The sequence below is a fragment of the Paraburkholderia sp. genome (assembly GCF_035656215.1).
Lineage (GTDB): Bacteria > Pseudomonadota > Gammaproteobacteria > Burkholderiales > Burkholderiaceae > Paraburkholderia.
On sequence record NZ_DASRSY010000408.1, the window covers coordinates 1 to 13838 of the forward strand.

Annotated in this window: 11 protein-coding genes and 1 pseudogene; 8 read left to right on the forward strand and 4 right to left on the reverse strand. The window is 63.6% G+C overall.

Annotation, left to right across the window (positions count from 1 at the left end):
- Positions 1-305: 305 nt before the first annotated feature.
- The 3 genes and pseudogenes from VFE81_RS23885 to VFE81_RS23895 all read left to right on the forward strand — a co-directional run.
- Positions 306-1061 (forward strand): annotated as a pseudogene (locus VFE81_RS23885) (AzlC family ABC transporter permease); the annotation flags it as partial.
- Positions 1062-1141: 80 nt separating this feature from the next.
- On the forward strand, positions 1142-1465 hold the full coding sequence (locus VFE81_RS23890; RefSeq protein ID WP_325046948.1) for an AzlD domain-containing protein: 324 nt from the start codon (positions 1142-1144) through the stop codon (positions 1463-1465).
- A gap of 365 nt (positions 1466-1830) precedes the next feature.
- A complete protein-coding gene (locus tag VFE81_RS23895; RefSeq protein WP_325046949.1) occupies positions 1831-2607 on the forward strand; it encodes a DUF4088 family protein in 777 nt (258 codons plus the stop codon).
- Between the two features lie 114 nt (positions 2608-2721).
- On the opposite strand, the gene VFE81_RS23900 is transcribed toward VFE81_RS23895, so the two are convergent.
- From VFE81_RS23900 to VFE81_RS23910, 3 genes are all read right to left on the reverse strand, one after another.
- Complete coding sequence (locus VFE81_RS23900; protein WP_325046950.1) at positions 2722-4923, reverse strand: ATP-dependent helicase; 2202 nt, start codon at positions 4921-4923, stop codon at positions 2722-2724.
- Between the two features lie 394 nt (positions 4924-5317).
- Positions 5318-5581, reverse strand: coding sequence for a hypothetical protein (locus VFE81_RS23905; RefSeq protein WP_325046951.1), 264 nt, complete (start codon positions 5579-5581; stop codon positions 5318-5320).
- A 196-nt stretch (positions 5582-5777) separates the two neighbouring features.
- Complete coding sequence (locus VFE81_RS23910; RefSeq protein ID WP_325046952.1) at positions 5778-6224, reverse strand: hypothetical protein; 447 nt, start codon at positions 6222-6224, stop codon at positions 5778-5780.
- A 306-nt stretch (positions 6225-6530) separates the two neighbouring features.
- Here VFE81_RS23910 and VFE81_RS23915 point away from each other — a divergent pair, with 306 nt between their 5' ends.
- From VFE81_RS23915 to fumC, 5 genes are all read left to right on the forward strand, one after another.
- Positions 6531-6749, forward strand: coding sequence for an RNA-binding S4 domain-containing protein (locus VFE81_RS23915; RefSeq protein WP_325046953.1), 219 nt, complete (start codon positions 6531-6533; stop codon positions 6747-6749).
- Between the two features lie 341 nt (positions 6750-7090).
- On the forward strand, positions 7091-8503 hold the full coding sequence (locus VFE81_RS23920; protein ID WP_325046954.1) for an MATE family efflux transporter: 1413 nt from the start codon (positions 7091-7093) through the stop codon (positions 8501-8503).
- A gap of 310 nt (positions 8504-8813) precedes the next feature.
- Positions 8814-9773 (forward strand): ketopantoate/pantoate/pantothenate transporter PanS, encoded by a 960-nt coding sequence (gene panS, locus VFE81_RS23925; RefSeq protein WP_325046955.1) that lies wholly within the window; start codon positions 8814-8816, stop codon positions 9771-9773.
- A 459-nt stretch (positions 9774-10232) separates the two neighbouring features.
- Positions 10233-11840 (forward strand): phospholipase D family protein, encoded by a 1608-nt coding sequence (locus VFE81_RS23930; protein WP_325046956.1) that lies wholly within the window; start codon positions 10233-10235, stop codon positions 11838-11840.
- Positions 11841-11856: 16 nt separating this feature from the next.
- Positions 11857-13257, forward strand: coding sequence for a class II fumarate hydratase (gene fumC, locus VFE81_RS23935; protein WP_325046957.1), 1401 nt, complete (start codon positions 11857-11859; stop codon positions 13255-13257).
- A 33-nt stretch (positions 13258-13290) separates the two neighbouring features.
- On the opposite strand, the gene VFE81_RS23940 is transcribed toward fumC, so the two are convergent.
- Positions 13291-13797, reverse strand: coding sequence for an acyl-CoA thioesterase (locus VFE81_RS23940; protein WP_325046958.1), 507 nt, complete (start codon positions 13795-13797; stop codon positions 13291-13293).
- Between the last annotated feature and the right edge of the window lie 41 nt (positions 13798-13838).

Below are 13838 nucleotides of genomic sequence, written 5' to 3' on the forward strand. Positions count from 1 at the left end.
CGGATCAAAGTCATTTCACGCGCCATTTCCGGCGCATGTTCGGCGTGCCGCCGGGACGCTGGCAAGGCAGCTGAGGCAACCCTCGCAACCGCCGCGGAGCGCTTGCCGCCGTCTATTCGCCATCCGCGCCAGTGACGCGCCGTCGACTCCGCAGCCGGGCACCCAGAAGCCGCCTACCCTATCTGCGCGATACACCCAGGTTTGTTCAATCTGCGTCTACCCGTCCCCGTCCGCGCGACCACCGCAAGAACGTACAAGCCCCGCCCACCGCCACTCGCTATGCTTCCCGAATCAAGGAGGCAAGATTGACCCATTCCAACCCCGGCCAGCCCTCAAGCCCAGGCCACTTAAAAGAATTCACCGCCGGCGCGCGCGACATCATCCCGATGATGGTCGGCGCGGCGCCCTTCGGCGTGATCTTCGGCACCCTGGTCGCATCCGGCCCGCTGCATCTATGGCACGGGCAACTGATGTCGCTCGTCGTGTTCGCCGGCTCCGCGCAATTCATCGCGCTCGGCCTGATCGCCGGCCACGCGAGCTTTGCGGTGATCTGGGCGACCACGCTCGTCGTCAACCTGCGTCACGTGCTGTACAGCGCGACGCTCGCGCCGCACGTCGCGCATCTGTCGTCACGCTGGCGCTGGGCGCTCGGCGCACTGCTCACCGACGAAGTCTTCGCGGTCGCGTGGGAACATTACCGGCATCGAGAACCCGGCACGGTCGGCCCGCACTACTTCTTCGGCGCGGGTCTGGCCATGTACCTGAACTGGCAGATCTGGACCGTCGCCGGCCTGCTGTTTGGCGCGGCCTTTCCGGGCCTGCAGTCGCTCGGGCTCGATTTCGCGATGGTCGCCACCTTCATTGCGATCGTCGTGCCGCAGCTCGTCGCGCTGCGCTATATCGCGGCGGCCGTCACCGCGGGCACGCTGGCGTTCTTCTGGCAGGCGTGGCCGTACAAGCTCGGCCTGCTCGGCGCCGTGTTCGCGGGCGTCGCCATCGGTGTATTGCTGTCGGTGCCGCGACTTGGGCGAGGCACGCGGGGTAATCGCGAAGCGCCGCGCGCAACCTCGCAGGAGCCCCCGCGGGAAGTCCCGCGGAAAATCTCGCAGGACGCCGTGCAGGAAACCGCAGGAGCGTCGCGATGAACTACGTCGCTCTGATCCTAGGCATGGCCGTCATTACGTGGGTGATCCGCGCCGCCGTCTTCGTCCTCGGCGATCGGCTGGTGTTTCCGCCGCTCGTGCGCACCGCGCTCGGCTTCGTGCCCGTTACCGTGCTGACCGCGATCATCGTGCCAATGGCGGTTTCGCCGCATGGCGCCCATGCCGAATTGACCTGGCGCAATCCGCAACTGGTCGGGGCGCTGGCGGCCATCGCGGTCAGCGCGTTGACGCGGCGGCCGCTTCTGACCATCGCGGTTGGCCTGACGGTCTTTTTTGTCTGGCAAGGCGTCGTGCTTAAATAAGCGAAACGGCCAGTATCCGCACAGCGGGTTGGCCACATTTCCAGCGGCCGTCACTCCGGTGCCGCGACACCCTGCGCACCGGCCCCACCTCGCACTAGCGACACCGAACGTGTTGCTTGCGCACCGCGCTCAACCGGGCGACGCCGACGCCTGCCTCTAAACCGGTCGTCAATCGGTCACCGACCCTTAAGTTTCCCTCAATTCCGCCGATATGAAGTCGAGGTCCGCGAATCGGGATACGTCCCGCTGATTACGCGGCAACAGGCAGGCATCAACCGCGCTGGCATCTGGCCTTGCGTCGCACAGGGTCCGGGTGCGTCCGGATGACAGACGAGGGCGCGCGGCAGGACCAAACGGGATAACAGATGGGTCAAATCACCCTCACACTCAAAGACGAAACCATTACGACGCTGCGCAAGGACTTCGACGCCTTTCTGCGAGTTTCGCTGAAGCTCGATCCGCAGTTCGCGACGCCGTCGTTTGAGGATTTTTTGCGCGCCAAGCTGCTCGACAACATGGTGCCGCTGACCGAACACGCGGTTAAGCGGATGTTGCAAGGTGGCCAGTACGCGTGGGCGAAACGCACACTGGACAAGGAATTTCCGGACGTCGTCGCGATTCTGATGCGGCAGGCGGGGGAATTCGGTTTCGGCTTTGCGGCCCGCTCGGAATGGACGCCGGAAGAGCTCTCCAAGCAGTGCCACGACTGGGCGGCGGCCATCGTCAAGGAAGCGGAAGGCGACGCGGTGCTAGTCGATCCGCTCGCCGCGCAAATCAAGAGCGCGGTGCAGGACATCCAGGCGCTCGAAGAAGTCATGCAGACGCCGGCCTGGCGGCTGGTGGAATCGCTGCGCCAGCGCGTCTACGAAGCCAAAGTGGCATGCGAAACAGGTGTGGGCAGCACCGCGCGCGAAAAGCTCGGCGAACTGCGTGGCCTGTTGCGCCTGGGTATCTCGCACGGCTCGTTCCAGAAGCAGGAAGCGCAGCAGATCATGGAGTATCTGCGCTTGCTGAAGCCAGAGATTTTCATCGAAGAACCCTATGACGTGTTCTCACGTTGCGCCGCATGGTTGCGCAATTTCTTTGTGCCGCCGCGTCCGGCACCGCAACAGCAACCACAGCAACAACGGCGATCGCGCTAAAGGCAGCCGGCAACGGCTAGCCGCAACCGAGGGCCGCGGCCACGGGCACCGGAGCGCAGAAGACGAGACCGAAAGGATGTGACCTCGATCGCCCCCCAACCCCGCATCACCGCTTCAATCCCACATCTTCCTGAGCCGGGCCCCAATCTCGATCTTCGCCTGCGCCGCCGCGGCCAGCCCCGTCGCTGTGGGGGCGCTCGGCACCGGCACGCGTGGCCAGGCGTAGACGTCGAACAAGGGCATCAGATGCGCCGGAATGAACCGCGTGCGCGACGCCCACACGTGACGGTCGCCCATATGCGTCTGGTTATGCACGTAAAAGCGTTGCGGCACGACGATATGCAGGTCTTCCTTCGCGCGCGTCATCGCCACGTAGAGCAGGCGGCGCTCCTCGTCGATTTCCTCCGCGCTGCCAGTGCCGAGGTCGGACGGAATGCAACCGTCGACGCCATTCAGCACGAACACGTTGCGCCACTCCTGCCCTTTCGCCGAATGAATCGTGGACAGGATCAGGTAGTCCTCGTCGATCAGCGGCACGCCCGATTCGTCGCTGGTGGCGTCGGGCGGATCGAGCGTCAACTCCGTCAGGAAGCGTTCGCGCGACGCGTAGGTGCCCGCGATGCTTTCCATCTGCAGCACGTCTGCATGACGGATAGCCGCGTCCTCGTGATTGCGTTCGAGATGCGGCTCGTACCAGCGCCGAACCATTTCGAACTCGGCTGGCCACGGCGTCTGCCGGCCGTACACGCTCGACATCAGCTTGACGAACGGATGCCAGTCTTCCTGCGCGCGAGCGGGCGGCGCAAAGGCGGCCAGCGCACCGCCGGCGCTATGCGTGATATCGACCGGATTACCGGCCGCCCGGGCCGCGACCTCGTCCAGCACCTTCGCGGCGGTGGCGGGACCGACGCCCGGCAGCAATTGCACGACGCGAAAACCAGCGACACGGTCGCGTGGATTCTCCGCCCAGCGCAGCACGGCGAGCACATCCTTGACGTGCACCGAGTCGAGAAACTTCAGGCCGCCAAATTTCACGAACGGAATGTTGCGCCGGGTCAGTTCGATCTCGAGCGCGGCGCTGTGATGGGCGGCGCGAAACAGCACCGCCTGTGACTTGAGCTTCATGCCCTGCTCGCGCGCCTCGAGCACCTGTTCGACGATGTAGCGCGCCTGATCGGCTTCGTCGGCGACCGTCACCAGACGCGGGCGTTGCGCCGAAGCCTTGTCGGTCCACAAATTCTTCGTGTAGCGCTCACTCGCAAGCTCGATTACCGCGTTCGATGCCGCCAGAATCGACCCTGTAGAGCGGTAATTGCGCTCGAGCGTGACCTGTTTGGCTGGCGGGTTGAAGTGCGCCGGAAAGTCGAGAATGTTGCGCACGGTCGCACCACGAAACGAATAGATCGACTGGGCGTCGTCGCCGACCACGGTCAGGCCGCGGCCGTCGGGTTTCAACGCCAGCAGGATCGACGCCTGCAAGCGGTTGGTGTCCTGATACTCGTCGACCATGACGTGATCGAAGCGCGCCGACAGATCGGCCGCGATCGCCGGCTCGGCGGCCATGTGCGACCAGTAGAGCAGCAGGTCGTCATAGTCGAGCACGCTCTGCTTCTGCTTGGCCTCGACGTATGCGGCGAACAGCATGCGCAGATCCGCTTCCCACTCGCGGCACCAGGGGAACGTGCCGTTGAGCACGTCGGCGAGCGACGCGCCTGTGTTCACCACGCGCGAGTAAATCGCAAAGCAGGTGCCCTTGGCCGGAAAGCGCCGCTCTTTCGCCGACAAACCGAGTTCGTGGCGCACGAGATTCATCAGGTCGGCGGAATCCTCACGGTCGTTGATCGTGAAGGTGGGCGCGAGGTCGATCAGATCCGCATATTCACGCAATAGCCGCGCGCCGACGCTATGGAAGGTGCCCGACCACGTCAGCCCTTGCGCCAACGCGGCCCGCGCTCCGAGCGCCGCACCGGCGATGCGCGCGACGCGGCGGGTCATTTCGAGCGCGGCGCGGCGCGAGAAAGTCAGCAGCAGGATACGGCGCGGATCGGCGCCCTTCACCACCAGATTGGCAACCCGGTGCGCCAGCGTGTTGGTCTTGCCGGAACCGGCACCGGCTATTACCAGCAGTGCGCCCGGTGGCGCATTGGGACTGTCGGCGCCGTATTCGACGGCTTCGCGCTGCGCGTCATTGAGCTTGGCCAGCCAGGCGGCGGTATCAGTACCGGAATCGGACAGTGGCGGAGATTCAGCGACGGAGAGCACAGTGGATTCGGGCCTGAGGTGAAGTTGAGGCGGCGACGCATACTGTATATCCATACAACTATCGGAGACAAGCGACCCTTTTTTCCGTCTCTTCACCGCCCCCTTCAGGCTTCAAGATATCTTGCAGAATCGTCAGTGAAACTCTGCCTCACACCGTGGCAGGCACGTTGGAGATTACCCAACTCGAAGAAGCCTCGTGTGCGTGCGCGCGGCGCTTTCCAGGGCGTCGTGCGCCGCTTCGCCGGGCACCGGCGTCAAGCATCGCTTCGTCGGGCAACAACGTCGGGCGCACGTTTCTCCTGAAACGGCAACGAAACACCGGCACAGCGGCGACGCAAAACAAACGCAAAAAAATAGCCCGGGCGCACACGCGCTCCGGACTATTTTTCTTCGGCAAGGCACCGCGCGCCGTCCACGACGCCCTGCTTTCAGCAGTTGAGCCTACGGCTTACTGCTTCTTCGCGTCTTTCACATTGGCGTCGGCGTTCGCCTTATCCGCATCGGCCTGGGCGTCAGTCTTCTTCTTGTCGGCCTTGGCTTGCGCCACCGATGCCTTCTTGTCGGCCTTCGACTGTTCCTTGGCCGCCTTCTTGTCAGCGTGAGTCACCGGCGCGGCGGCCGGGTCGCTCGCCTGCGCGAATACGACCGACGACAGGCAACCGGCAACTAGCGCGGCGTACACTCGGTTCTTCATGGGCGTGGTGATGGTCATGCGATACCTCCGTACAACGGCATGCGGACAAATCAGGCAGTCTGCACGGCGCCTGGTCCACTCCGCAGCAAAGTTGGGTAAAGCGAGCCGGCTGGAGCCGGCCGCTCCGGGTACAGCGCCTTTGCACGGCACCCGGTTAGCGAGGGCGCGGCTGCGGCTAACGTCACCGCCGGGCCCGGCGCGTTAGAACTCAGGCTTAGTGCTTGACGTCAGCGCCGTTGTCCTGGTCGGCTGCCTGGCCTTGCATGTTCATCTTCATTTCGTTGTTGGCAGTCTGCTTGTCAGCCTTCTGGTTGATCTTGGCGTCGCGCACCTGCTCCTTGTACTGCGACTTGGCCGCCTTTTTCTGTTGCGCCAACTCCGCCTTGGACGCCTTCTTCGACGCCCTGTATTCGGCATTAGCCTGCGCGTTGGCGTCGCGCTTCTGGACCAGCGGATCGGTCGAGCCCGATGCCGTCAGACGCGTCGGTGCCGGCGTTACCGGCTGCACACCTTGCGCGGCCGGTGCGACATCAGCGCCTTGGGTCTGGACCTGTGCCTGGCCGTTCATACCGGCGGCCGGTTGCGCGGTCTGCGCGACTGCAGCGGTAGCGGCAAAAGCAGTCAGGGCGGTACCGATCAGGAGTGTACGAATCTGGGTCATGGCTAAATCCTCTCTAGAGTTGTTGTGACGCGGGCGTCATAACCGGCGCGGCACAGGGATATGTGCTTCATACGCGCCCCGCCCGGTCTATTCACCGCCGAAAAATCCAGCAGGCTTTCCTACAGACCCGCACTTTACGAGTGAAGTTCGTAACATACGACCAGTGTTACGGAACGTTTCATTTTCTGACAACTGCATAACATCTGCTTGCAGTTGCCTGAGCGAGGCCCGGTTCCACAGGGGACTTTCATTCGGGGCAAGCTTCTGGCTTATGATGCGAACCCTTTGCTTCAAGGTGCAAACGCCATGCCAAACCTCGATTTCACACTGACCGGCGACTACGTCGAACTGCATAATCTCCTGAAGATAACGGGGCTCGCGGACAGCGGCGGGTCGGCAAAAATGATGGTCGCGGACGGCGCTGTGACTGTCGACGGCCGGGTCGAAACGCGTAAAACCTGCAAAGTTCGCGCGGGCCAGGTCGTGCTGCTCGGCGATACGCGGATCGCGGTGCACGAGGCTTGAGGCGCTGCCTAGCCAGCTTCCGGGAAACTCGCGGCTACAGACGTTGAGCCGGAGACTGGCAGCCTTGAACTCGAAGTCGAAGACTGGCACCCAACGGCCCCTACTCCGAGACTTTCAGTCCGGAAACTCGGAGGGCCGCACGCACCAAAATCGTGCCTCCTCCATCGACATCGCCACGCCTAAGCAATAAGCTGTCAGTTTCGACAGACAACCAATCGGCTGACAGCCGCCCTACGCCTTAGGCGCGCCCCGCATTCCGCCACCGGCAGCGCGAAAACCTCGCGAGTCGTCCGGCTTGCGCCCGCCGCCACGCTGTCGCCCCTTCCGCTTTCAAGCGCTCCATGACTCAATCCGGCTTCACCCGGGTGGCCGCCCGGCCGCCGACCCTTTCCCGCCATGCCGCCGACACCGCCCGGCTCGCCGCGCCGCTCGCCATCGCGCAACTTTCGCAAATGGCGATGGGCGTCACCGATACGATCCTGCTCGGCTCGCTCGGCCCCGACGCTCTCGCTGCCGGCGGCCTCGGCGCTAACCTGTTCTTCGTCGTGGTCACGCTGCTGCAAGGCGTGCTCACTTCCGTCAGCGTGAGTGTGTCGCACGCACGCGGCGCGCAGGACGAAGGGCGGGTGCCGCATATCTACTGGACCGGCTTCGTGTTGTCGGTGCTGCTGTCGGTGCCGGCGTTCTTCCTGCTGTCGTTCGCCACGCCAATCCTGCTGGCCTTCGGCGAACCCGCGCTGCTCGCGCACAACGTCGGCGAATACGCGGCGGTGCTCCGCTGGGGCTCGCTCGGCAGTCTGATCGGCGTCGGCCTGATGCGCTCGTTTCTGCCGGCCATCGGCGCGGCCAAGCGGCTCTTGTGGGTGTCGCTCGTCAGCGTGTTCGTCAACGGGTTTCTCAACTACGGGCTGATTCACGGCGTCTACGGACTGCCCCGTCTCGGCTTTCTCGGTTCGGCGGCGGCCACCTCGATCACTGTCTGGCTGAGCGCGCTCGTCCTGATGGCCTTGTTGCATCTGCGGCCACGCTATAAACATTTCGTCGTCGCGACGCGGCCGAACGTGCCGTTGATGGGCGAGTTGTTCGGCATCGGCTGGCCGGTCGCGATCACCTACGGCGTCGAGTCGACCCTGTTCCTCGCCACCGGCCTGATGGTCGGCCTGCTCGGCGAATCACAACTGGCCGCGCATCAGATCGCGTTGAACGTCGCCTCGGTGGCCTTCATGGTGCCGCTCGCGATCGGCCAGGCAGCCAATGTGCGGGTCGGCTACTGGTCCGGCGCCGGCCAGCCGCTCGCCGCGCGCCACGCGGGCTTCGTCGCGCTGGCGCTCGGTGTCGGCTTCATGACGCTGTCGGGCATCGTGCTGATCGCGGCGCCACACTGGATCGTCGGCCTGTACCTGCATCTCGACGACCCGGCCAACGCAGCCACGGTTACGTTGGCGAGTTCGCTGCTCGGCGTGGCCGCGATCTTTCAGATCGTCGACGGCATGCAGACAGTGGGATCGGGCTGCCTGCGCGGCCTCAAAGACACGCGCGTGCCGATGATTGCCGCAACGTTCGGGTACTGGGTCATCGGCTTTCCAACCGGTTATGTGCTGGCATTTCATTTCGGACTGGGCGCCCGCGGCTTGTGGTGGGGGCTCGCCGCCGGCCTCGCGAGCGTCGCGCTGCTGATGACGCTGCGCTTCCACAAACTGAGCTTGCGGCGCGTGCCGGTCACGCCCGGCGCGCCGCCTGCACCATCGGCATGAGCCACGCAAAGCACAGGTGATTGGTTGGCCGCGCGCAGTCCGCGCGCCAGGATCTGGTTGCACGCGCAACCAACGTTTCCCGGCAAACGCGCCGTGAACGGTAAAATGCGCGCTTTGGCAAAAATCGCGCGCACCCGCGTGAGCCGACTCGCGCACCTCACAAAGGCCCGCGCCGCCCAATGGCCCGACACCCGCCGCCAAGGCCTGCCGCTCCTCGCGAGCGGCGCCCCGGGCATGCACCGCTCATCGCGGCATGCCGCTCGACCGACCTTCAATTCTCGCGATAAAACATAAACAAGGACCACCCGTCATGCTTGCCCGCGTCACCCGTTTATTTCCGCTCTGGGCCGTGCTCGTTTCGATTGCCGCGTACTTCTCGCCCGCTTCGTTCACCGGTATTGCGCCGCACGTCACCACGCTCCTGACAATCATCATGCTGGCGATGGGCGTCACGCTATCGGTAGCCGATTTCCAGCGCGTCTTCACGCGACCGGCGCCGGTGATCGCCGGCATCGTGCTGCATTACCTCGTGATGCCGCTGGCAGCGTGGGCCATCGCCAAGGCACTGCGCATGCCGCCGGATCTGACGGCCGGCATGGTGCTGGTGGGTAGCGTGGCAAGCGGCACGGCGTCGAACGTCATGATCTATCTGGCGCGCGGCGACGTGGCGCTGTCGGTGACGATCAGCGCGTTGTCGACCCTGGTCGGCGTGTTCGCGACACCGCTGCTCACGCGCCTTTACGTGGATGCATCCATCGCTGTCGACGTGCATGGCATGCTGATGAGCATCCTGCAGATCGTGGCGTTGCCGATCGTGGTCGGCCTGGTCGTCAATCAGTTGTTTAACAGGACGGTCCGCAAGGTCGAGCCGATTTTGCCGTTGATCTCGATGGTTGCGATTCTGCTGATCATCGGCGCGGTGGTGGGCGGCACGCAGAAGAGCATCGCGTCGGTGGGTCTCGTGGTGATGCTCGGTGTGGTGCTGCATAACGGCATCGGTTTGCTCGGCGGCTACTGGGGCGGACGTCTGCTCGGCTTCGACGAAGCTGTCTGCCGCACGCTCGCTATCGAAGTGGGCATGCAGAACTCGGGGCTCGCAGCGACGCTCGGCAAACTGTATTTCACGCCGATCGCGGCGTTGCCGGGCGCGTTGTTTTCGGTGTGGCATAACCTGTCCGGCTCGCTGCTCGCGGGTTATTGGGCGGGACGTCCTGCGAAAGGGTCCACGCATCCGGATGGCGAGCGCGTATTGAACGCCGAACGCGGGTAATCATCATCGAGCAGTCATCAAGCGCCGCGGGCCGAAGGCTTCCTGCCTTGACTCGCGGCATCTTTCTGTACGCCTGTGGCGTGCGGGCAGAAAGCGTCGCGCAGGCAAACAAACCACGCCAAAGTCCTCGACATAGTCATACGCGAGAACGAGCGCTCACACCTCTAATTCCCCTTAGAATGCATTTCTCGACAGCGTGAGCACGCCACACGCGTCGCCATGAGAAGCCTGCAAACAGGGAGAAACAGCGTGTCGTGGCATCAAAACCAAAATCAAAATCAGACCGCACTGCGCCGCACATGCGCGTTCAGCACGTTCCGGAGGACGTCACTCGTCTCGAAGAGAGTCGGCCGTCCCGAAGGAAGTCCTCCGCGCCCAAGCAAGTCGCCCGCCCCGAAGAAAATCGCCCGTCCCGAAGGAAGTCCCCTTGGGGGATTGGGGGATTGGAGAGTGGGGGGATTGTGGGATTGGCGGACGACGAGACATTTCTTCCTGCTGTGCTGCGCAACGGCACTTTTGACCGCTTGCGCGACCCGGCCTCCCGCCACCGCGTTCGACCGCAAGGTCACTCACGCACTGCCCGCCACTGAAATAACGCCGCTTCACATGGCCCTCGCGCCGCCCGAAGCCGCGCATCCAGACGAGTCCGGCTTCCGGGTACTGTGGAGCGGCACCGATGCGTTGCAGATGCGCATTGCGCTCGCGCGCGCCGCGACGAAAACCCTCGACATGCAGTACTACATCGCCAACGAGGACACCACCGGCAAGCTGCTGCTCGGCGCCGCGCTCTACGCGGCCGACCACGGTGTGAGAGTGCGCATGCTGGTCGACGATCTGAACTTCAAGGACATCGACCACCTGATGGCGGGTCTGAACTCGCACGACAACATCGAGATCCGCGTTTTCAATCCGTTCGGCAGCGCGCAGGAAGGCGTGTTCGAACGCACCACGAACGTGTTCACGCAAATCGGCCATTTCACGCGCCGCATGCACAACAAGTCGATGATCACCGACAACCAGTTGGCCATCGTCGGCGGCCGCAACCTCGGCGACGAATATTTCAGCGCCAGCGAAACGCTGCAGTTTCGCGATCTCGACGTGCTCGCCGCCGGTCCGGTCGTCGCCGACGTCTCCGCCAGTTTCGACGACTACTGGAACAGCAGCATCGCCTATCCGCTGCGGGTGCTGAACAAACAGAAATTCGATGCGAAAGTGCTCGACCAGACGCGCGACGATTTACGACAGCACTGGCGCACCAACGCCAATCCGTACAACGCGAAGCCGCTGAACGCGACACCACTCGCCTTGCAGATTGCCAGGGATCAACTTGGCTTGACGTGGGCGCCGGCCGAATTCAAGGCAGACCTGCCGGAGAAAATCGTACATCCGTCGCCGGACTACGTCAGCCCACCGATGCAGCGATTGGCGGAGCTGATGCACGACGCGCAGAAAGATTTTCTGATCATTTCGCCCTACTTCGTACCGCACGAGTCCGGTGTCAAGGCGGCGGGCGAACTGACGCATCGTGGGGTACGCATTGCTGTGCTCACCAACTCGCTCGCCGCGACCGATGCAGTGGCCGTGCAAGCCGGCTACAGTCCGTTCCGCGTGCCGCTGCTGCAACAGGGCGTTGAGTTGTATGAATTCAAGCCGCAACAGAAGGCGCCCCGCGTCGGTCTCACCGGCTCTCGCTCGCGAGCCAGCCTGCACGCGAAAACCTATGTCATCGACCACAAGATTCTGGTGATCGGCTCGATGAATCTCGATCCGCGCTCGGCCAATCTGAACACCGAGCAAACGCTGGTCATCCATAGCCCGCAGCTCGCCGAACAGGTCGCGCAGATCTTCGAACGCGCCATCGCACCCGAAGTAAGTTACCGCCTCACGCTCGCCGATCCGGCGCAACTCGCGTATCTGCGCTCGATCGGCGCGCCCCTCTCGCCGCTCGTCTGGACCGACGTAGAAAACGGTGCGCGCCGCACCTATATCTTCGATCCGCAAGCGGGTTTTTACCGGAACGCGCTAACGGGTCTATTCTCCCTATTGCCTGTCAACGCAGAACTTTGAGAAGCGGAGTTGAACCATGACCGAAGACGTCCGAATGGAGCGCGACACGTTCGGCGAGATTGCCGTGCCGAACGCTCGTTTATGGGGCGCGCAGACCCAGCGCTCGCTGCAGAATTTCCGTATTTCGTCTGAAAAACAATCGCCCGAACTGATCACCGCGCTGGCCGTCATCAAACGCGCCGCCGCCGAGGTCAATCAGGGTCTGGGCGTGCTCGACGAGAACAAGGCGAAGGCGATCATGCAAGCGGCCGACGAGATCATCGACGGCAAGCACCCCGAGGAATTTCCGCTCGCGGTCTGGCAAACCGGCTCCGGCACGCAGACCAATATGAACCTCAACGAGGTGATTGCGAATCGCGCGAGCGAGCTGCTCGGCGGCGAGCGCGGCGAGTCGCGCAAGGTGCACCCGAACGACGACGTGAATCGCAGCCAGTCGTCGAACGACGTGTTTCCGACAGCCATGCACGTAGCCACCGCCTACGGGATCGTCAAACATCTGCTGCCCGCGCTGAAGACGCTGCGCGATACCCTCGACGGCAAGGCAAAGGCCTTCGTCGACATCGTCAAGATCGGCCGTACGCACTTGCAGGACGCCACGCCGCTTACGCTTGGCCAGGAGTTTTCAGGCTACGTCGCGCAACTCGATCACGGCATCCGTCATGTGGAATCGGCGCTGCCGCATCTGTACGAACTCGCACAGGGCGGCACAGCGGTCGGCACCGGCTTGAATGCGCATCCGCAGTTCGCCGACAGGGTGGCAGCGGCGATCGGCAAACTGACCGGCTTGCCATTCGTCTCGGCGCCCAACAAATTCGAAGTGATGGCCGCAGCCGATGCGCTGGTGTTCGCGCACGGCGCGTTGAAGACCGTAGCGGTGAGCCTGAACAAGATCGCCAACGACATCCGCTGGCTCGCGAGCGGTCCGCGTTGCGGCCTCGGCGAACTATCGATTCCGGAGAACGAACCGGGCAGCTCGATCATGCCGGGCAAGGTCAATCCGACCCAGTCCGAAGCCTTGACAATGCTGTGTTCACAGGTGTTCGGCAACGACGTCGCGGTGAATATCGGCGGCGCGAGCGGCAACTTCGAACTGAACGTGTTCCGGCCGATGATCGCGCACAACGTGCTGCAATCGATCCGTCTGCTCGCCGACGGCGCGCAGAGTTTCAACGACAACTGCGCGGTGGGCATCGAGCCGAATAGCGAGCGTATCGATACTTTGCTCAACGAATCGCTGATGCTGGTGACGGCGCTCAATTCGCACATCGGTTACGACAAGGCCGCGCAGATTGCGAAGAAAGCGCACAAGGAAGGCACCACGCTGAAAGCGTCGGCGCTGGCGCTCGGCTATGTCACCGAGCAGCAGTTCGACGAATGGGTACGGCCGAAGGATATGGTCGGACATTCGGCGGGGTGATTCCGCCCGGAGCGGCGCTAAAGCAGGCGCCGCTTAAACCTTCCCCTGCGCCACTTCTTCCGGCTTCAATTCGACGATCGCGTCGAGTGCTGCCTTCACATCCATCGCGTACTTGGCGAGGCGCTTCTGCTCATCCGTTTCCGGCGCGAACGCCGGCACCGGCACCGGGTGACCGTTCTCGTTGACGGCAACCATCACGACGAGGCAATCGGTGGTTTGCAGCAGTTCGCCACCCTTCGGATCGCCCGCCTGCACCGACACGTGGATGTGCATGCTGGTGCGGCCGGTCGTCACGACTCGCGCGCGCAGTTCGACCAGGTTGCCGACCAGGATCGGCCGACGGAAGCGGATATTGCCCACGCTGACCGTCACGCAATAACGCCCGGACCAGACCGCCGAGCACGCATACGCGGTCTCGTCGATCCACTTCATCAACGCGCCGCCATGCACCTTGCCGCCGAAGTTGACCGAGCTGGGCTCAGCGAGAAAGCGGAAGGTGGTTTCGGAACGGTCCAACGGCGCTAAGGCAGGGGTGCTCATCTTGACTCCGGTCAATCGGATGCATTGAAAGGAGGCGATTA

Bases quoted from the DNA above. Each gene is read 5' to 3' on its own strand.
- VFE81_RS23890 (WP_325046948.1), top strand. From the start codon at position 1,142: ATGAACTACGTCGCTCTGATCCTAGGCATGGCCGTCATTACGTGGGTG.
- VFE81_RS23895 (WP_325046949.1), top strand. From the start codon at position 1,831: ATGGGTCAAATCACCCTCACACTCAAAGACGAAACCATTACGACGCTG.
- VFE81_RS23900 (WP_325046950.1), bottom strand. From the start codon at position 4,923: ATGGATATACAGTATGCGTCGCCGCCTCAACTTCACCTCAGGCCCGAA.
- VFE81_RS23905 (WP_325046951.1), bottom strand. From the start codon at position 5,581: ATGACCATCACCACGCCCATGAAGAACCGAGTGTACGCCGCGCTAGTT.
- VFE81_RS23910 (WP_325046952.1), bottom strand. From the start codon at position 6,224: ATGACCCAGATTCGTACACTCCTGATCGGTACCGCCCTGACTGCTTTT.
- VFE81_RS23915 (WP_325046953.1), top strand. From the start codon at position 6,531: ATGCCAAACCTCGATTTCACACTGACCGGCGACTACGTCGAACTGCAT.
- VFE81_RS23920 (WP_325046954.1), top strand. From the start codon at position 7,091: ATGACTCAATCCGGCTTCACCCGGGTGGCCGCCCGGCCGCCGACCCTT.
- panS (WP_325046955.1), top strand. From the start codon at position 8,814: ATGCTTGCCCGCGTCACCCGTTTATTTCCGCTCTGGGCCGTGCTCGTT.
- fumC (WP_325046957.1), top strand. From the start codon at position 11,857: ATGACCGAAGACGTCCGAATGGAGCGCGACACGTTCGGCGAGATTGCC.
- VFE81_RS23940 (WP_325046958.1), bottom strand. From the start codon at position 13,797: ATGAGCACCCCTGCCTTAGCGCCGTTGGACCGTTCCGAAACCACCTTC.